Consider the following 19,943-nt stretch of genomic DNA (forward strand, 5'->3'; position numbering starts at 1 on the left):
CGTTCACAGGGTTTGCCAACTGCGCGCCGGCTGCTCGCCGGCGATCATGTCCTCGAAGTGCTGGCGCCGCCGCACCACGGCATAGCGGCCGTGGTCGAGCAGCACCTCGGCCGCCAGCGGCCGCGAGTTGTAGGTGGACGCCATCGAGGCACCGTACGCGCCGGTGGCCTTGATCAGCAGCAGGTCGCCGGCGGCGCATTCGGGCACCGGCCGCGCCCGCGCGAAGGTGTCGCCGGTCTCGCAGACCGGGCCGACGATATCGTAGGTCGCCACCGGCCGCGCGGCATGCTCGGCGGATACCGGCACGATGTCGTGCCAGGCGTCGTACAGGCTGGGCCGCTGCAGGTCGTTCATCGCCGCGTCGAGCACCAGGAACCGGCGCTCGACGCCGTGCTTGATGCGGATCACCCGGGTCAGCAGCACGCCGGCCTCGGCCACCAGGTAGCGGCCCGGCTCCAGCAGCAGGCGACCGCAGTAGTCGGCCAGCGTCTCGCGGATCACGTCGGCGTAGTCGGACGCCGCCACCGGATGGTCCTCGCCGGCGCGGTAGCACACGCCCAGGCCGCCGCCCACGTCGATGCTCTCGATCGGGTGGCCGGCCTGCACCAGCTCGCGCCAGAACGCCGCGACCCGCTTCAGCGCCAGCCGGAACGGCTCCACGCTGAGGATCTGCGAGCCGATGTGCACGTGCAGGCCGTCGAGCCGGACGTGGGCGAGCAGGGCGCTTCCGGCGAACCAGCGGCGCGCCTCGTCGATGCTCACGCCGAACTTGTTCTCCGACTTGCCGGTGGAGATCTTGGCGTGGGTCTGCGCGTCGACGTCGGGATTGATCCGCACCGCGGCGCGGGCGGTCACCTGCTGCGCCTGGGCCAGCCGCTCCAGCGTCAGCAGCTCGTCGTGCGACTCGACGTTGAAGCGCAGGATGCCGGCGGTGAGCGCGCCGGCGATCTCGTCCTCGCTCTTGCCGACGCCGGAGAACACGATGCGGTCGGCGGGAATGCCCGCGTGCAGGCAGCGCCGCAGCTCGCCGGCGGAGACGATGTCGGCGCCCACGCCGGACTGCGCCATCAACTGCAGGATGGCGATGTTCGAATTGGCCTTGACCGCGTAGCAGAGGGTGGCGTCGAGCCCGCCGAGCGCCTGCTGCAGCTCGCGGATGCGCTGGCGGATCGCGCTGGCCGAGTAGGCGTAGCAGGGCGTGCCGACCCTGCGCGCCAGCGCCTGCAGGTCGACGCCGTCGAAATCGGGTTGCGCGGCGGTCGCGGGGGACGATGCGTCGTGCCGGGGGGGAATCGTCGTAGTCATGCGCGGGCCAAAAAAGGCGGCCCGCGAAGCCGCGGGCCGCCAGGCGGGGAGGCCGTCAGAAGTCCAGGGCGACGGTCAACTGGGTGAAGCGCGGCGACTGGAAGCCGATCGGCAGCTTGAAGGTCGAGTTGTATGCCGGGCCGGTGCCGGTGTCGTTGTCGCCCAGTCCGGTCTGCAGGTCCTGGTCCACCTGTACCGTGCGCTGCTGGTTGAGCAGGTTGTACACGGCCAGCTTCACGCGCAACTGGCCGCCGCTCTCGAACGGCAGGATGTAGCTGAGGCCGGCGTTGAGCGTGTAGGTCCACGGCATGCGGCCGTACTTGCCGCGCGGCGAGCGCTGGTAGACGCGCTGGTCGGAGGGGTAGGGCACCGGGTCGCCGCTGGAGTCGGTGGCGCCGGGGATGTTGCCGCACTTGTCCACGCAGATGAAGTAGCTGTGGTAGCTCTGCGCGTCGTACGGGTTGCCGACGCCGAAGCCGGTGATCGGGCCGCCCGAATGGATGTCCATGTCGCCGCTGACCTGCCAGTGCGGCGTGATGGCATAGGTGCCGCGCAGCTTGAGCTGGTGGCGGCGGTCGTTGGGCAGGAAGCCGTCGCCGCCGAAGTTCACCCACGGGTCGTCGAAGTTCTCGGTGCGGCCGGTGTCGTCGAAATCGGTGTCGGAATTGACCGGGCCCTCCGCGTTGCCGCGGTTCCACGCCAGCACGTAGGAGGCGTTGAACGACCACTTGTCGTCCCACGCGCGGTCGAGCTGGAATTCCAGCGCGGTGTACGTGCGCTTGGGCTTCACCCAGCCGCGCTGGCCGAGGTAGTTGCCGTCGGAGTCGTACATCGCCCAGCCTTCCTTCGCGGTGTTCACCGTGACATAGCCGTCGGGCGTGCCGTCGCAGTTGGTGTCGCCCCACACGGTGACCTTGCGGCCCGGGTTGGCCATCACGTAGCCGATGTAGCCGTCGGGGCCGCATTGCGCGGTGGCGCTGATCTCCATGTCGTCGATCGCGTTGTGCAGGCGCCGGTAGGTGCCGCTCACGCCCCACGACCAGTTGTTGCCGATCATCTGCTGGAAGCCGAGGATCGCCTCGTCCTGGTAGACCGGGTCCATGTTCTTGTCCACTTCCGCGCGCAGGTCGCCCACCGTGCCGTCGCCCTGCGAGGTGTCGGTGTGGCTGCCCGGCAGCGCGTCGCCCACGATCGGCATGAGGTACTGCGTGCCGTTGATCTCCAGCGTCTGCCAGCCCAGGAAGCGGTGGGCCGAGCGCTCGTCGAGCAGGGCGCCGGCCTGCTTGATGTTGATGACGTTGGCCACTGGCAGGTAGTAGCGGCCCAGGTTGCCGAACAGCTTGGTGCTGCCGTCGCCCTTCATGTCCCAGGAGAAGCCCAGGCGCGGCGCGATCTGGCGGTCGATCTTGATGTAGCTGCGCCCCGAGGCGTCCTGGTTGTCGAAGGCGTCGTTGCGCAGGCCGGCGTTGAGGATCAGGTTGGGGGTGACGTGCCAGTTGTCCTCGACGTACCAGGCGGAGTTCTTGGTGTCGAACGTGCCGGCCACCTCGTAGCGGCGCACGCGCACCCAGGCCGGATCGCCCAGCGGCACGTGGCCGCCGCCGTCGGTGGGCTTGGGATCGCCGTTGTTGGCGTAGACGTTGTAGTAGTAGCTGCCCGGGCCCGGGTAGTGGCGCTTGTAGTCGGAGCTGTCCAACTCGTGGTCGTAGCCGAAGCGCAGCAGGTGGTCGCCGAGGGTCCACTCGAAGTCCGCGCGGGCCTGCTTGCGGGTATCCACGCGCGAGGCCACCTGGGTGCTGGTGGTGCAGCCGATCGGGAGGTCGCCGGACGGCTTGGGCACGGACGTGTCGACGGACACCGGGTTGCAATCGTTGTCCAGTTGCGAGCTGACGTCGGCCTGGCGCTGGTTGCGGCCGTACATCAGCTTCATGGACAGGTCGTTGGTGAGGTAGCTGGTCCAGGTCAGCGCCCAGTTCCTGCCGCCGGTGTTGGTGTAGACCTCGTTGGTCTTGGCCAGGCGCGTATCGGTGTCGAAGTTGTAGCTGTAGACGTCGCCGACGTCCTTGTTCTTGTCGGAGAAGGCCATCAGCGACAGGGTGTTGTTGTCGGTGATGTTCCAGTCGATGGTGCCGCCCCAGAAACCCTGGTCGGCGCCGTGGTCGGTCATCGTGGTGCCGAGGTTGTTGGTGTTGTGCGGGCTGGCGCCGCGCGCCTCGTACATCGCGAAGAAGAACAGCTTGTCCTTCACGATCGGTCCGGACGCCCACACGTTGGTCTTGACCAGCGAATCCTGGTCGCGGCTGGAGGTGTAGTAGCGGTCGCCGTCGAAGTAGTGGTCCTTGCCGCGCGAATGCCAGTTGCCCGGCTCCATGGTGATCTCGGTGCCGGCCTTGAACTCGTTGGTGCCCGAGCGCGCCACCGCGTTGACCACGCCGCCGGTGGTGCGGCCGAACTCCACCGAGTAGCCGCCGGTCTTGACCTGGAACTGGTCGTAGAAGGCGAACGGCGCCTCGGAGAAGCCGTTGCGGTTGTAGAAGTCGGTGACGTTGAGGCCGTTGACGTAGAACGCGTTCTCGGCGATCGAGGAACCGCCGAAGGAGATGCCGCCGAAGCCGGAGTTGCCCTTGACCACGCCGGGCGCGAGCAGCGCCACCGAGGTGACGTTCTGGTCCACCGGCAGGCGCGCCAGCTCGGTGCGCGTGACGATGGTGGCCGACTCGGTCGAGCTGACGTCGATCACCGGCAGCACCGAGCCGGTGACGCTGATGGTGGACAGGTTGGTGGCGCTGACCGAGCCCAGGTCCACCGTGGTGGTGGTGCCCAGGGCCACCGTCACGTTGCGGGCGGGGCCGACCGCCTGGCCGTCCTTGCTCGCGGTGATCGTGTACTGGCCGACCGGGAGGAACGGGAAGCGGTAGTTGCCGTCGTTGTCGGCGGTGATGGTGCGGGTCAGGCCGGTGGCCGGGTTGGTCACGACCACGGTGGCGCCGGCCTGGGTGTGGCCGGCCACCGAGCCGTCGTTGTTGGCCGCGTAGGCTGCCGGAACCGCCAGCGCCGAAAGGCAGGCGCCCAGCGCCATGCAGAGCATGGTCCTGCGAACGTGTCGACTGCTATTGCTGCTCATGATCCCCGATCTCCCCGTCAATGCGCGCGTGAAGGGCGCTGGTTATTTGCCGCTGCGTCCGTGCGCCGCTGGCTGTATCTGCCACTTGAAGTCGTAGTCCCACTGGTCGTAGTAGAGGTTGCCGCCCTTCCACTCGGCCTCGCCGCGCTGGGAATCCACGTTGTCCGAGCGGAACGACCGCTTGGCCGGCACGAACGCCTGGCCGAAGTCGTCGTTGAAGGCGAGCCGGTAGTCGTCCAGCCCGCCGAGGTAGAACCATTCCAGCGCCTTGTCGTCGCCCGGGCCCGGCTGCAGGCGGCCGGTGGTGACGTCCATCGGCACCCAGCCGTAGGGCGCCAGGTACAGGTAGCCCCAGTCGTGGATGTTGCTGTAGTCGGTATCGGAGAACACCATGCCGGACTGCCAGCGCGCGGGGATGCCGTTGAGCCGCAGCAGGGTCATCAGCAGCAGGGTCTGCTGGCCGCAGTCGGCATGGCCGGCGTGCAGGGCGTAGTCGCTGATGTTGGTGATGGTGGAGTACTCGCGCGCGCCGGCCCACGGGATGCGGTCGACCGCGGCGAACAGCTTCTGCGCGATGCGGTACGGGTTCTTCTCGTCGCCGACCACCTTGCGCGAGAACGCGCGCATGGCGTCGGTGAACACGATGTGCGGCGGGCGCTCGGCGACGTAGGGCGCCAGTTCCGGCGTGATCGGCGCGCGGGTCACCTTGTCCGGGTCGATCGCGTGGTACTGCGCGTACTGGGTCAGCTCGTAGGTGACCGAGAACACGGTGGGCTTGCCGGCCTGCGCGGTCTTTTCCAGGTAGACGGTGCGCTGCATCGCCGATTCCGGCGCGATGCGGTGCGCGGCCGGCACGCTCCCGACGTAGCGGATGTCTTCCTGCTGGCCGGGGATGGCGCGCGGGTAGGGAATCCAGGCGCGCACGGTCTCGCCGGCGGGCACGGCATCGGCCTTCACCGTCAGCGACTGGGTCATGCGCAGGCGCCGCGGCAGCACGCTGCTGCGGTGTTCCTTGAGCGCCGTCCTGTAGATCGTGCGCTGGTAGTCGTTCAGCGAGGCCATCGGGCCGTCGTCGAACGGTGCCTGGTCCTTGCGCCGCGCGCGCGCCTCGGCGCTGATGCGGAACAGGTTGCCCGGCGAGCGCTTGAAGTAGAGCGTGCGGCCGTCGATCACCTGGTGCTCGAACAGGCCGGCGGCGTTCCACCTGTCGAACTCGGCGTCGCTAAGGTCCGGGATCTGCTTGCGCACGCGCGCCTCGACCTGATCGGCGTCGAGGGTGAAGTCGAGCAGGATGCGGCGCATGCGCTCGCGCTGGAACTCCAGCGCCTCGCGCTCGCCGGGCGCGAGTCCCGGCCTGGCGAGACCGGCGTCGATCGCCACCCCGGCGGCGCGGAAGTGGCCGGCGTCGATCTGCGCGATGATGGGCGCGACGGCCGCGTCGTCGGCGCGGGTGCCGGCGAAGGCCGCGGACGCGCCGAGCAGCAGGACGAGCACGAACGCGGCCGCGCGCCGGTCCGGCCTGCGCGGGCAGGCCATGGCTCCGGCGCTGTTCGGCAGTGTCTTCATCGTCCCACGTCCCCCGACGGCCATGACTGAAACCGCTGTGTAGCATGGTTGCAAAAGGTGGTCAATAATTTATGCTTCAATGGAATTCGAAAAGAATCACCTATTCTTTGGCGGCCGGAACGGCGCCACGATCCACGAGGGGACGCGAGTGATCCATACGGTCTGGCCTTACCTGGCGGTGATGTTGCTGGCCGCCGGACTGTTTCCTGCCGTGGAGCGGCGATTCGGCTGGCGCATGTTCGACGTGCTGCCGCCGATCGTGCTGACCTATCTCCTGGTCACCGCGCTGGCGGTGTCCGGGCTGTGGCAGGTCAACGAGGAGATCAAGGCGGCGCAATCCATGCTGGTGACGCACCTGGTGCCGGCGCTCTTGTTCCTGCTGATGATCAACTGCGACCTGCGCGCGATCTGGCGGCTGGGGCCGCGCGTGCTGGGCGTGTTCGCCTGCACCTCGATCAGCCTGTTCGTGGCCTTCGTCGGCACCTACCTGCTGTACCGCCGCTGGCTGCCGGGCGACGACTGGCACCCGCTGGCCGCGCTGTCGGGCAGTTGGGTGGGCGGCACCGCCAACATGATCGCGGTGAAGCAGGCGATCGGCATGTCCGACCAGCACCTGGCGATGTCGCTGCTCACCGACGCGCTGTGCTACTCGATGTGGGTGGTGGTGCTGTTCGCGGTGGCGCGCGCCGCGCCGGCGTTCAACCGCTGGACGCGGGCGAAGTCCAGCGGCGACCTCGTGGTGGAGGACACCCGCTCGACCGTGCCGGCCACCTACGACAGCGTGCTGCTGTGGCTGGGCATGGCGCTGCTGGTGGCGGCGCTGGCGAGCTGGGCGGCCGGCGCCCTGCCGACCTCCAGCATGGTCAGCGGCACCACCTGGGCGATCCTGCTCGCCACCGGCGCGGGCCTGGTGGTGGCGCACACGCCGCTGGCGCGGTTCCCCGGTGCCGGCACCATCTCCAGCGCGATGCTGATCAGCGTGGTGGCGGTGCTCGCCTCGCAGAGCAATTTCCAGGGCATCGCCGCGGCGCCGCTGTACCTGCTGTGCGGCGTCACCATCATCGCGATCCACGCGGTGCTGCTGGTCGGCTTCGCCAAGCTGTTCCGCTTCGACCTGTACCTGTGCGGCATCTCCTCGCTGGCGCACATCGGCGGCGTGGCGGCCACGCCGGTGCTGGCGGCCAGCTATTCGCGCGCGCTGGTGCCGGTGGGCATCCTGTTGGCGCTGCTGGGCTATATCCTCGGCACCGGCTACGGGCTGGTGGTGGCGAGCGTGCTGTCGAAGCTGGCCGGCGCGTGAGGGGCATTCACTACAGGACCATGACCATGCGACTTTCCCTGCTTGCCACCGCCGTGCTGGCCTTCGGCCTGGCCGCGGCCCCGCTGGCCGCGCGCGAGGCGGCTCCCGCGTTGGTCACGCCGCCGTCGGGCGTGCTCGGCGTGGAAGAGGCGCAACTGACGCCGCAATTCTGGATCGGGCTGCAGGCGCAGCCGGACCGGGTGATCCTCGACCGCAGCGCGATCGAGGCGCAGAACGCCCGGCTGCTGCAGCTCGACCCGTCGATGCACGACCTGCGCAAGCTGCCGGCCACGCTCGGCCGCGACCAGGTCAGCGGCTGGATCACCGGCCTGGCCGGGCGCCCCGGCAAGACGCTCTACGACGCGGCCGGCAAGCCGGTGCCCGCGGCCACGCTGGACGCGGTGCTCGACGCGCGCGCGCTCGACGCGATCCCGGCCAGCCAGCCCGCGCGCTACGGGCTGGTGGTGCGCCGCGCCGCGCTGCGCACCTTCCCGACCGCGCTGCGCGTGTTCGGCGAGCCGGGCGACACCGACATCGACCGTTTCCAGGAGACCGCCGAGTTCCCCGGCACGCCGGTGGTGATCGCGCACGCCAGCCGCGACGGCAAGTGGCTGTTCGTGGTCAGCCCGCGCTACGCCGCGTGGACCGAGAAGGAGAACGTGGCCGAGGGCAGCGCGGCGCAGGTGCTCGGCTATGCCGGCAAGGCGCAGGCATACCGGGTAATCACCGGCGCCACCGAGCGCACCGTGTTCACCCCCGAGCGGCCTGAGCTGTCGCAACTGCAACTGGACATGGGCCTGCGCGTGCCGCTGCAGGCCGGCCTCGCGCCCGACCAGCCGGTGAACGGGCAGGCCGCCTATGCGGCGTGGACGCTGGAACTGCCCTACCGCGACGCCGGCGGCAGGCTGGCGTTTTCGCCGGCGCTGCTGCAGAAGAACACCGACACCGCGGGCGACTACCTGCCGCTGACGCCGGCCAACATCATCCGCCAGGCATTCAAGTTCCTCGGCGAACGCTACGGCTGGGGCCACGACTACGACGGCCGCGACTGCTCGGGCTTCGTCTCCGACGTATACCGCAGCATGGGCGTGCAGATGCCGCGCAACACCAGCAGGCAGGCGGTCAGCCCGGCGCTGGCGCACCGCGCGTTCACCGCCGCCGACAGCCACGAGGCGCGGCTTGCCGCGGCCCGCGCGCTGCAGGTGGGCGACCTGGTCTACATCCCCGGCCACGTGATGATGGTGATCGGCCAGCGCGACGGCCAGCCCTACGTGATCCACGACGTCGGCGGCATGACCTACGCCCAGGCCGACGGCAGCCTCCGCCACGTCAAGCTCAACGCCGTGTCGGTGACCCCGCTGCTGCCGATGCTGACCGGCCGGCGCAAGCCCTACATCGACATCATGACCAGCATCGTGCGCATCCGCCGCTGAGCCGTGCCGCCGACCATCCAAGAACAAGAAAGACCGACGAAACCATGAAAATCACCGACATCCAGTTCGGCATGCTGCGGGTCCCGCTGAAGACCCCGTTCAAGACCGCGCTGCGCACGGTCAACCAGGTCGAGGACATCGTGGTGATGGTCCGCACCGACACCGGCCAGGTCGGCTACGGCGAGGCGCCGGCCACCGCGGTGATCACCGGCGACACCCACGGCTCGATCATCGACGCGATCCGCCACTACATCTCGCCGCGGCTGATCGGCCAGGACATCGCCGACCTCAACCACCTCACCCAACTGGTGCAGTCGGCGATGGAGAAGAACTCCAGCGCCAAGGCCGCGGTGGAGATCGCCATCTACGACCTGTGGGGCCAGCTCTACGGCGCGCCGCTGTACAAGCTGCTCGGCGGCGGCGACCCGGTGATCACCACCGACATCACCATCAGCGTGGACTACATCGACAAGATGGTGGCCGACTCGATCAACGCGGTGGAGCGCGGCTTCGAGTCGCTGAAGATCAAGGTGGGCAAGGACATCGGCGTGGACATCGAGCGGGTCAAGGCGATCTACGCCGCGGTGGAAGGCCGCGCGCTGCTGCGCCTGGACGCCAACCAGGGCTGGACCGCGAAGCAGGCGGTGTACGCGCTGCAGACGCTGGAGGACGCCGGGATCAAGCTGGAGCTGGTCGAGCAGCCGGTGAAGGCGCGCGACCTCGAGGGCATGCGCTACGTCACCGAGCGCGTGCATACGCCGGTGATGGCCGACGAGAGCGTGTTCGGCCCGATGGAGGTGATCGAGCTGATCCGCCTGCGCGCGGCCGACATCATCAACATCAAGCTGATGAAGACCGGCGGCATCTCCAACGCGGTGAAGATCGCCGACATCGCGGCGATGCACGGCGTGGAATGCATGATCGGCTGCATGCTGGAAAGCAGCATCAGCGTGGCCGCGGCGGTGCACGTGGCGGTGGCCAAGGCCAACGTGATAACCAAGGTCGACCTGGACGGGCCGTCGCTGTGCCAGTTCAACCCGGTCGACGGCGGGGTGATCTTCAACGAATCGGAAATCTCGGTGACCGACGCGCCCGGCCTCGGCATCCGCGAGATCCGCGGGCTGGAATCGGTGACGGAATAGGACGCCGCGCATGTCGCCCCTGGTGAAGATCCGTTCGGAACGCGACCAGATGTCGGCGGTGGAGCGCCGCATCGCCGACTTCGTGCTGGAGAACGCGCAACTGCTGCGCGATTACTCCTCGCAGCAACTGGCCAACGCGCTGGGCATCAGCCAGTCCAGCGTGGTGAAGTTCACCCAGAAGCTCGGCTTCAAGGGCTACCCGGACCTGAAGTATTCGGTGGGCGAGGCGATCGCCCGCGCCGACAACGGCGACGCGCCGGAGGAGGCTACCGCCGCCGGCGATCCGGGCGACACGCCGGCCGGCCAGTTGTGGCGGCGCAAGTCCGAGGCGGAGGAGGCGACCCGGCTGATCAACCCGCCGGAAACGATCCGCGCCGTCGCCGCGGCGATCGGCCAGGCCGGGCGCGCCGGCAAGGTGTTCATCATCGGCCTGGGCGAGGACGACATCTACGCGCGCAACTTCGCCCTGCGGCTGTCGCTGCTGGGCATCCTCACCGTGCACAACTTCGACACCGCGCGGATGACCGCGAACGTGTCGGTGGCCGGGCCGGGCGACGTGCTGCTGGTGTTCTCCGAGCACGGCAACCACCCCGCGCTGTGCAAGATCAGCCGCTACTTCCGCGAGCGCCGCGGCCAGGTGATCACGGTGACGCGGCACACCGCCAACCCGCTGCGCACGCTGGCCGACATCGCGCTGCTGGTGTCGGCGCACGACGAGCGGCCGTACATCCAGCCGCTGCTGTACCAGTCGGCGCTGCAGCACCTGCTCGACGGCGTGTTCGTGCTGCTGTGCGAAGGCCACGACGACCGCCATGCGCAGTTGCTGGCCAATCTCGAACGCATCCAGTCGATGCTGGAGCCGTAGAGGGCGGGAATGGGGAATCGCGAGAGCAAGAACCAAGGCGCCGCCCGCGGGCGGGCTCCTGCCACTGATGAAATGACTTGCCGGATGGAAAGCTGATGACTGTTCGTCGCCCAATCCTCGCCTTGTTGGCACTCGCCGCCACGCTGGCCGGTGCCGCGCACGCCGATACGGCGGCCGCGCCGTGGCGCGATTCCCGCCAGTTGGTGCTGGTCACCATCGCCGGCTGGAACGCCGACCACGGCACGCTGCGCACCTACACGCGCGGCGCGCACGGCTGGGTCGCCGCCGGGCTGTCGGCGCCGGTCACCATCGGCCGCAACGGCGCCGGCTGGGGGTTGGGCCTGAACGCGCCGCAAAGCGGCGGTCCGGTCAAGCGCGAGGGCGACAACCGCAGCCCGGCCGGGGTGTTCCGCATCGGCGAAGCCTTCGGCTACGCGGGCAGGGCGGACACGGCCATGCCGTACCGCGCGCTCACCGCCACCGACTGGTGCGTCGACGTCGACGGCGCGGCGCAGTACAACCGCATCGTCGATGCCAAGGTGGTCGGCGAGGCCGCGGTGAAGGGTTCTTCCGAGCCGATGCGGCGCGACCTGCACGCCAACGGCGACCAGCGCTACCGGCTCGGCTTCGTGATCGAGCAGAACCCGCACAACGAGCCGCGCGCCGGTAGCTGCATCTTCGGCCACCTGTGGAAGTCGCCGACCGACGCGACCGCCGGCTGCACCGCGATGACGCCGCCGGTGATGCAGTCGCTGCTGGCCTGGCTCAAGCCGGAGGACCAGCCGGTGTTCGTGCTGCTGCCCGAGGACGAATACCGCCGCCTGCGTGGCGCGTGGCAATTGCCCGCGCCGGGCGGCGCCCGATGAGCCCGACCGCGCGCGTCCTGCTCGGCCTGGCGGCGGGCGCGCTGGTCGGCCTGCTGCTGGCGGGCTGGAACCCGGCGGTGGCGCTGCAGGTCGCAGGCGCCGTGCAGCCGATCGGCAAGCTGTGGCTGAACGCGCTGCAGATGACCGTGGTGCCGCTGGTGCTGGCGCTGGTGGTGATCGGGGTGAACACCGCGAGCGACGCGGCCGCCTCGGGCCGCATCGCGCGCCGCGCCATCGTGGTGTTCATCGTGCTGCTGGCGGGCGGCGCGCTGTTCGCCGCGTTCGCCGCGCCGCTGGTGTTCTCGCTGTTCCCGCACAACCCGACCCTGACCGAGGCGCTCAGCCATGCGGTGGTGCCGGCCTCGGCGCAGGTGGCGCCGGTGGGCTGGGTCGATGCGATCACCGCGATCGTGCCGAGCAACGCGATCATGGCCGCGGCGCAGAGCGCGATGCTGCCGCTGGTGGTGTTCGCGCTGTTCCTCGGCTTCGCGCTGACCCGCATCGCGCCGGCGCGCCGCGCGGCGCTGGTCGAATTGTTCCAGGCGGTCGCCGACGCGATGATCGTGATCGTGCGCTGGGTGCTGTGGCTGGCGCCGCTGGGCGTGTTCGCGCTGATCCTGGCGGTGTGCGCGCGGGCCGGCCTGGGCATGCTCAGCGCGCTGGGCATCTACGTGCTGGTGGAATGCCTTTTGTACCTTGCGGTGACGGCGATGATGCTGCCGGTGGCGCTGGCGTGGGGCGGCGAGAAGCTGCGCCGCTTCGCCGCCGCGCTGGCGCCGGCGCAGGCGGTGGCGGTGAGTACGCAGTCCTCGCTGGCCTCGCTGCCGGCGATGCTGGAAGGCGCCGACCGCCGGCTCGGCTACCCGGCGCAGGTCACCTCGCTGGTGCTGCCGATGGCGGTGTCGCTGTTCCGCCTGACCAGCCCGGTGCAGTACGTGACCTCGGCCGCGTTCATCGCGTGGGCCTACGGCATCGACCTCACGGCCGCGCAACTGCTCGCGGGCGCGGCGCTGGCGGTGGTGATCAGCCTGGGCTCGGTGGGTTTGCCGGGGCAGGTCACCTTCATCGCCACCAACCTGCCGGTGGCGCAGGCGATGGGCCTGCCGCTGGGGCCGCTGGGCCTGATGCTGGCGGTCGACACCCTGCCCGACGCGCTGGCCACGCTCGGCAACGTCACTGCGGACCTCACCGCCACCAGCGTGGTGGCGCGGCAATCGGAACGGGATGCGGCATGAGCAGCGAGACCTTCGACTTCGACGCGATCGTGATCGGCGCCGGCATCGCCGGCGCCTCGGTCGCCTACTTCATGGCGCCGCAAGCGCGCGTGCTGGTGCTGGAGCGCGAAGCCTACGCCGGCATGCATTCGACCGGGCGTTCGGCCGCGCTGTTCAGCGAGACCTACGGCTCGCCGCAGGTACGCGCGCTGACCCGCGCCGCGCGCCCGTTCCTGGTGCGGCCGCCGGAGGGCTTCGCCGCCCATCCGATCCTGACGCCGCGCGGCGCCACGATCGTCGGCGGCGCGGCGCGGGCCGACGCCGTGCGCGAGATGTACGAGGCGATCCTGCCGTTCACCCGCGACATCGAACTGCACGACGCCGCGCGCCTGCGCGCCGAGGTGCCGGTGCTGCGGCCGGAGTTCGCGCAGCTCGGCCTGCACGAGCCGGGCGCCGCCGACATCGACGTGAACGAGCTGCACCAGGGCTTCCTGCGCGGCCTGCGCGCGCGCGGCGGGCAACTGCGCGTGGACGTGGGCATCCGCGCGATCGCGCGCGGCGCGTCCGGCTGGGAAGTGGACGACGGCGAGCGGACGTTCCGCGCGCCGCTGCTGCTGAACGCGGCCGGCGCCTGGGTCGACCAGGTGGCGGCGCTGGCCGGCGTGCAGCCGATCGGGATCGTCCCGAAGCGGCGCTCGGCCTTCGTGTTCGCGCCGCCGGAGAACCTCGACACGACGCACTGGCCGTTCGTCTGCGACGTGGACGAGGCGTTCTACTTCAAGCCGGACGCGGGCCTGCTGCTCGGTTCCGCCGCCAACGCCGACCCGGTGGCGCCGCACGACGTGCAGCCGGAGGAGTTCGACATCGCGCTGGGCATCCACCGCATCGAGGAAGCCACCACGATGAGCATCCCGCGGCCGATCCGCAGCTGGGCCGGCCTGCGCTCGTTCGTCGCCGACGGCGACCTGGTGGGCGGCTTCGCGCCCGACGCGCCCGGCTTCTTCTGGGTCGCCGCGCAGGGCGGCTATGGCATCCAGACCTGCGCGGCGATGGGCGAGGCCTGCGCCAACCTCGCGCTGGGCCGGCCGCTGCCGGCGGCGCTGGCCGATGCCGGCGTGTCCGCCGAGATGCTCGCTCCGCGCAGCCCGGCATCGCGCTAGCGGAAGGCGGATGCGAACGGCACACGGTCCGCTCCGCGATGCCGGAGCGGCGGACGCGTTTTGCCGTCCATCCGTCCATATGCGCGACGCTTCCCACAACCCAGGGTTATGCCACGCCTCGCTTTTTTCATTGGTGGACGGCGCAGGCGAATGACTATGCTGGTCCACGCAACGGTGACGGGGTGAGGGTGCGTACCTGAGCGATGCATGGCGCCTGGCGCATGCGGAGGGCCGACGGCGGGGAAGCGGCGCGATGCCGTCCCGCAGGCCCATCCCGCAGCCGGCCGGGCGCCGGTCACCGGCATCGGCTTCGCCTCGGGTACGGGTTCGTCCGTCGACTGACAAGGCCATTGGCCAAGTGGGGTGCATGGCGATGAAGGGCAAGCTTCCGCGTGTGCGATGCCGTATCGGCGCCTTCCGGCAAAAGGCGCTGGCCGTGGCGATCGGTTCCGCCACGATGGGTTTCGCGGGCGTCGCATGGTCGCAGGCGACCAGCGGCACCATCTACGGCACCGCACCGACGGCCGCCGGCGAAGCCGTCCAGGTCACCAACGGCGCGGGCTTCAACCGCACCATCCCGGTGGGTTCTTCGGGCAAGTATTCGATCACCCTGCCGGTCGGCACCTATACGGTGTCGCTGCTGCAGGACGGCAGGGTGGTGCAGAGCCGCACCGGCGTCAGCCCGGCGGCGGCGGGCGCGGTGGCGGTGGATTTCGCGTCCTCCGGCACCGCCGTGAACGCGGTGAACCTTTCGGCGATCGACGTGACCGCCAACACGCTTCCGCCGATCGACGTGACCACCACCAACCAGGTCACCACGATCAGCGCCAAGCAGTTGCAGCAGTTGCCCCTGGCGCGCAGCGCCGAGGACATCGCCATGCTGGCGCCGGGCGTCAACATGGGCTCGCCCGAGCTGTCCGGCGGTCCGCTCGGTACGCCGATCAACGTGTTCGGCGGCGCCTCCACGGCCGAAAACGCGTACTACGTGGACGGCATGAACGTCACCGAGGCGCTCAACAACCAGGGCGGCGTCACCTTGCCCTACGGCGCCATCGAGCAGCAGCAGACCTTCATCAGCGGCTACGGCGCCAAGTACGGCCGCTCCATCGGCGGCGTGATCAACCAGATCGGCAAGAGCGGCTCCAACGATTGGCAGTTCGGCGCGCGCGCGCTGTGGCAGCCGGCGGGCCTGCGCGCCGATCCGATCAACTACCGCTTCGTCAACCCGCTGGCGACCGACCCGGGCAACCGGTCGGGCGACCTGGCCGTGTACCGCAGGGGCAACAGCTACAGCGAGAAGGTCTACGACGCCTATGCCGGCGGCCCGCTGATCAAGGACACGCTGTTCTTCTTCCTGAGCGCGGAGCAGGACGACACCCATTACAGGTCGACCGACGAGTTTGCCGGCCAGGGTGTTGCCAGCACATCGATGACCGTCCGCGATCCCAAGCTGTACGCCAAACTGAACTGGAACATCAATGACAGCAACGTGCTGACACTGACCGGCCTGAGGAATTCGCACCGGACCTCGGGGGCTTTCTACGACTTCGACTATGACACTTTGAAGCGCGGCGGTTTTGCGGGCCTCAACCAGACGAACAAAACCTCGTTTACGATGTGGGTGGCCAATTACACCGGCTATCTCACCGACGACCTGACCTTGAGCGCGACGCTCGGGAAGATGCGTGGCAACTATTACTCGAACCAGCCGGCCTATCCGGGCTTCGATCCCGAGCTGCCGCACGTTGCCAATGCCTCCATGCAGGACCCGGCCTTCGTTCCGCCGGGAGGCATCCGCAATTCGCAGGGCGAGTCGCAGCTCTCCGATCCGAAGCACCGCGAGTCGATCACCAACTATCGCCTGAACATCGACTACCGGCTGGGCGACCACGACCTGCAGGCCGGCATCGACAACATCAATTCCTGGGACCTGAACGACGGTGCCCAGAACACCGGCCCCGGCTATCAGTGGATGTACGGCAAGAGCGGCCCGGGCATGCCGGTCTTCGGCGTCGATCCGGACGTGCCGCCGTACGTCGCCCCGTCCACCCAGTGCCACGACGGCGGCTGCTACTACGTGCAGCGGCACGTCGACCTCAGCGTCGCCTCGGTGCGCGTGACCCAGCGCGCCCAGTACGTCGAGGACAACTGGCAGATCACGCCCACCCTGCTGCTGAACCTGGGCCTGCGCAACGACCAGTTCGTCAACTACGACGCCTCGGGCGTGCCCTACATCCGCGAGACCCAGCCGCAGTGGGCGCCGCGCCTGGGCTTCAGTTGGGACGTGCACGGCGATGCCAGCCTGAAGGTGTTCGGCAACGCCGGCCGCTATTACCTGGCGCTGCCGTCGCAGGTGGCGCTGTCCATCGCTGCGCCGGTGGTGAACGCCGGCGTGTACGGCACCTACAGCGGGATCGACCCGGCGACCGGCGAGCCGATCGGGTTCACGCCGCTGCCGCAGAACCCCTCGACCGGCGTGTCGGTGGACAGCGAATACGGCCAGGCGAAGGATCCTCGCGTCTCGGCTTCGCAGAACATCAAGGCCGAGTTCTCCGACAACTACGTGCTGGGCCTGCAGCAGCAGTTCGAGATGCTGGGAACGAAGTGGGTGTTCGGCGCCACCGGCACGTACCAGCGGATGAACCGCATCATCGACGACTACGACGCCATCCAGAACGAGTGCGCGGCGGGCCGTGCGCAAGGCTATGCCTGGATGACGCCGCAGGACTGCGACAAGTACGCCCAGAGCCTGGTCCTGGTCAATCCGGGCGAGACCAACCAGCTCCTGATGAAGGCGCCGGACGGCTCGCTCGTCCCGGTGACCTTCACGCGCGAGGACCAGGGCTTCGCGAAAGGGCCGGTGCGCCGCTACTACTCGCTCGACCTGTCGCTGGAGCATGCCTGGGACAGCAAGTGGTTCGCCAAGCTCGACTACGTGTTCTCGCGCACCTGGGGCAACACCGAGGGCCCGGTGAGCACGTACTCGCAGCAGGGCGGATCGTACGAGTCGCTCACCACCGCGTGGGATTTCCCGGAAAGGATGGAGTGGTCCAGCGGCGTATTGCCCAACAGCCGCAAGCACCAGTTCAAGTTCTTCGGCGCCTATGCGCTCACTCCGGAATGGACGGTCGGCGCCAATCTCTACATCACCTCGGGCACGCCGAAGCTTTGCCGTGGCGGATATGGCCCGAAGGAAGACGCGCTACACGGCTCCCACACCTATTACTGGTGCGGCGGCAAGCCGGTGCCTCCGGGGTCGCTGGGCACGACGCCCTGGGTCCACAACGTCGATCTCAGCCTGGACTACAAGCCGGCCTGGGCCCAGCACAAGCTCGACTTCAACCTGGCGGTGTTCAACGCGTTCAACGATCAGGCCACGGTGTTCTACAACGACTTCTACGGCACCACCAGCAGCCCCAATCCCGACTACGGGCGGGTGCAGGACACTCGCCCGCCCCGCAGCGTCCGATTCTCAGTGGCCTATGACTTCTGAGCGATACCGGCCTCCCCGCCGTCGCCGGGCGCATGCCCGGCGTTTTTTTGCGGCCTGTGCGCGACTTGTGTAACTTGGCTTGCCAACGCCACAGGATCGTGACGACATGACACTCCGGACCGAGCAACCGTCGCCACTCCCGCCGGGGGCCGACCGCTGGCTGGCGATGGCGCGCGAGGCATGGCGGCAGGGGCAGCTCGACGCCGCCGAGCGCGCGATCGCCCAGGTGCTGGCGCTGGTGCCCGGGCATGCGGATGCCCTGCGCATGCTCGGCATCGCGGCCCAGCACCGCGGCGACCACGCCAAGGCCGTCGACTGTTTCCAGCGGGTGCTCCCGGTGTGGCCGGAGGATTCCAACCTGCGCCTCGGGCTGGGCATCGCGCTGTACGAGCAGGGCCAGGTCGACGAGGCCATGGCGCAGTTGCGGCGCGCCTGCGAGCTGGCGCCCGACTCCGGCCCGGCCTGGTTCAACCTCGGCGAGGCGCTCTGGCGGCAGGCGCAGGCGCAGGAGGCCGTCGCGGCGCTGCGGCGCGCGCTCGAACTCGCTCCCTCGCATCTTCCGGCCCGGCTGTCGCTGGCCAAGGTGCAGGCCAGCCTGGGCCAGGTCGACGACGCGATCGCCGGCTTCCGCGAGGTGCTGCGCCTGGACCCGGACCACGCCGAGGGCTGGTTCGGGCTGTCCAACCTCAACACCGTGCGCTTCGATGCCGCGGACGCGGCGCGCCTGCAGCAGGCGCTCGCGCGCAAGGACCTGTCCGCGCGCCACCGCGAGCTGCTCGGCTTCACCCTGGCCAAGGCGCAGGAAGACCGGGGCGACTACGCGCAGGCGTTCGAGACGTTCCGGCTCGCCAATGCGTCGCGTCGCCAGCGGGTGCGCTGGGACGCCGCGGGCGAGCGCCGGCGGGTGGAGGCGATCGAGCGCATCTTCGCCAACGACATGCCGACGCCGCTGGACCCCGGACTCGGCCGCGAGGCCATCCTGATCGTCAGCATCCCGCGCTCCGGCTCGACCCTGGTCGAGCAGATCCTCGCTTCGCATCCGGAGGTCGAGGGCGCCAACGAGATCAAGGACATGCCGCAGGTGATCGATGCGGAGACGCACCGCCGCCGCTCGGCGTTCCCGCTGTGGGCGCCGGACGCCAGCGCGGAAGACTGGCGGCGCCTGGGCCGGGAATACCTCGCGCGTACCGCGCACTGGCGCCAGGCCAGGCCGCGCTTCACCGACAAGAGCCTGGTGACCTGGTACCTGGTCGGCGCGGCGCTGGCGATGTTGCCGGCGGCGCGCGTGGTGGTGGTGCGGCGCGATCCGGTGGAGACCTGCCTGGCGTGCTTCCGCCAATGCTTCACCGAGCACAGCGGCTTCACCTGCGACCTCGACGAGATGGCCGACTACTGCATCGACTTCCTGCGCCTGACCCGCTTCTGGCTCGACCGCTATCCCGGTCGCGTGCTCGACCTCCCGTACGAGTCCCTGGTCGCCGAGCCGGAACCGGCGATCCGCCGCCTGCTGGACTTCTGCGACCTGCCGTTCGACCCCGCCTGCCTCGCCTTCCACAAGACCGAACGCACCGTGCTGAGCACGCCCAGCGCCGCGCAGGTACGCCAGCCCATGCGCCGCGACACCGCACGCAGCGCCCGCTACGGCGACAAGCTCGACGCCCTGCGCCAGCGTTTGCGCGATGCGGGCGTGCTGACGGAGTGAGTGGGGCGTGGTGTGGCGACATGCCAAGCCAGCGTGGCGGACAGCCTCGTATGTGGAGTGATCGCCCGGTCGCCGCGCCCGGCGGTAGGGTTTTGGCCGAAAGCTGCATTGAAGCGGCGGGCGAAGGAATGGTTTATGGCTGGGGCCGGGGCGGAATCGTGTGCTGCTACGCGTAAGGCGCAGGTGCGCCATGGCCTTGATCACGATTTACCGTCGGCGGTGATGAGGTAGCCAGGCACAACGTAATTGCCACGCCCGAACGTGCATGTTCCACGCGACTGGTCAGGCTGAATGTTCCTATTTCTTGGTCCGATCGAGGGTGATGTCTTGTTATCGGTCATCGACCGGCTGGCCGATGGGTTAACCCGCAGCGTCGCCGATCCAGCCATCGCTTGCATGGTATTGGTGCCTGTTTTGTGCTTGGCGAGCTGACGGCTATCAGCTAAGCAGGCACTATCCGCGCCGTATATGGGTCATGGAACGCAAAGCTGGCCGGTTAGTTCGCACGCACATGAAAGAACTTGATTTCACTCAGGGCCGGACGTCGTCGCCGGTAAGCGCGTCATTGCGTGTAAGGGAATTCGCACAAGAATCGTTGGAAGTGTCCCATGCCTCTCCCCAATGGAGGCGCCCTACAGTGATGGGGCTGCTGGAGATCCAGTGGATGTAACAGGGGAAGTAAGGATGTTGAAGGGTTCGCTGGCGACCATGGTCGCCTTGGTGCTGTGTGCCGGATGGGCATCTCAGTCGCCCGCCGAGATTCCAAATTTGGA

The 19,943-nt window shown here is 69.1% G+C and carries 12 protein-coding genes; 9 read left to right on the top strand and 3 right to left on the bottom strand.

Features of this window, described 5'->3' with window-relative positions; genetic code table 11:
* Positions 1-3: 3 nt before the first annotated feature.
* The 3 genes from lysA to ASG87_RS06085 are packed head-to-tail and all read right to left on the bottom strand — an operon-like array spanning position 4 to position 5,995.
* Entirely contained in the window at positions 4-1,305 is a 1,302-nt protein-coding gene (lysA, locus tag ASG87_RS06075; RefSeq protein ID WP_056002355.1) for a diaminopimelate decarboxylase, read from the bottom strand.
* Between the two features lie 55 nt (positions 1,306-1,360).
* Positions 1,361-4,429, bottom strand: coding sequence for a TonB-dependent receptor (locus ASG87_RS06080; protein WP_056002358.1), 3,069 nt, complete (start codon positions 4,427-4,429; stop codon positions 1,361-1,363).
* 42 nt (positions 4,430-4,471) lie between these two features.
* On the bottom strand, positions 4,472-5,995 hold the full coding sequence (locus ASG87_RS06085; protein WP_056002361.1) for a transglutaminase domain-containing protein: 1,524 nt from the start codon (positions 5,993-5,995) through the stop codon (positions 4,472-4,474).
* Between the two features lie 148 nt (positions 5,996-6,143).
* Here ASG87_RS06085 and ASG87_RS06090 point away from each other — a divergent pair, with 148 nt between their 5' ends.
* The 9 genes from ASG87_RS06090 to ASG87_RS06130 all read left to right on the top strand — a co-directional run bounded on the left by ASG87_RS06090 (position 6,144) and on the right by ASG87_RS06130 (position 19,170).
* Positions 6,144-7,295, top strand: coding sequence for a DUF819 family protein (locus ASG87_RS06090; protein WP_056002397.1), 1,152 nt, complete (start codon positions 6,144-6,146; stop codon positions 7,293-7,295).
* 26 nt (positions 7,296-7,321) lie between these two features.
* Positions 7,322-8,728 (top strand): SH3 domain-containing protein, encoded by a 1,407-nt coding sequence (locus ASG87_RS06095; protein WP_056002400.1) that lies wholly within the window; start codon positions 7,322-7,324, stop codon positions 8,726-8,728.
* 44 nt (positions 8,729-8,772) lie between these two features.
* The gene (locus tag ASG87_RS06100; protein ID WP_056002364.1) at positions 8,773-9,870 is read left to right on the top strand and encodes a dipeptide epimerase; all 1,098 of its coding nucleotides are present in this window, start codon (positions 8,773-8,775) and stop codon (positions 9,868-9,870) included.
* Between the two features lie 10 nt (positions 9,871-9,880).
* Complete coding sequence (locus tag ASG87_RS06105; protein ID WP_056002367.1) at positions 9,881-10,735, top strand: MurR/RpiR family transcriptional regulator; 855 nt, start codon at positions 9,881-9,883, stop codon at positions 10,733-10,735.
* 95 nt (positions 10,736-10,830) lie between these two features.
* Positions 10,831-11,601, top strand: coding sequence for a L,D-transpeptidase family protein (locus ASG87_RS06110; RefSeq protein ID WP_056002370.1), 771 nt, complete (start codon positions 10,831-10,833; stop codon positions 11,599-11,601).
* Positions 11,598-12,836, top strand: a complete 1,239-nt coding sequence (locus ASG87_RS06115; protein WP_056002373.1) for a cation:dicarboxylase symporter family transporter — start codon at positions 11,598-11,600, stop codon at positions 12,834-12,836. The genes ASG87_RS06110 and ASG87_RS06115 overlap by 4 nt, the downstream gene beginning before the upstream one ends.
* Complete coding sequence (locus ASG87_RS06120) at positions 12,833-13,975, top strand: FAD-dependent oxidoreductase (RefSeq protein ID WP_056002376.1); 1,143 nt, start codon at positions 12,833-12,835, stop codon at positions 13,973-13,975. The genes ASG87_RS06115 and ASG87_RS06120 overlap by 4 nt, the downstream gene beginning before the upstream one ends.
* A gap of 436 nt (positions 13,976-14,411) precedes the next feature.
* Complete coding sequence (locus ASG87_RS06125) at positions 14,412-17,468, top strand: TonB-dependent receptor (protein ID WP_162258322.1); 3,057 nt, start codon at positions 14,412-14,414, stop codon at positions 17,466-17,468.
* 106 nt (positions 17,469-17,574) lie between these two features.
* Positions 17,575-19,170 carry a tetratricopeptide repeat-containing sulfotransferase family protein gene (locus tag ASG87_RS06130; RefSeq protein ID WP_056002382.1) on the top strand — a complete coding sequence of 532 codons (1,596 nt, stop codon included), beginning with the start codon at positions 17,575-17,577 and terminating at the stop codon, positions 19,168-19,170.
* The last annotated feature ends 773 nt before the right edge of the window (positions 19,171-19,943 follow it).

It is taken from the genome of Frateuria sp. Soil773 (assembly GCF_001428405.1).
GTDB lineage: Bacteria > Pseudomonadota > Gammaproteobacteria > Xanthomonadales > Rhodanobacteraceae > LMSL01.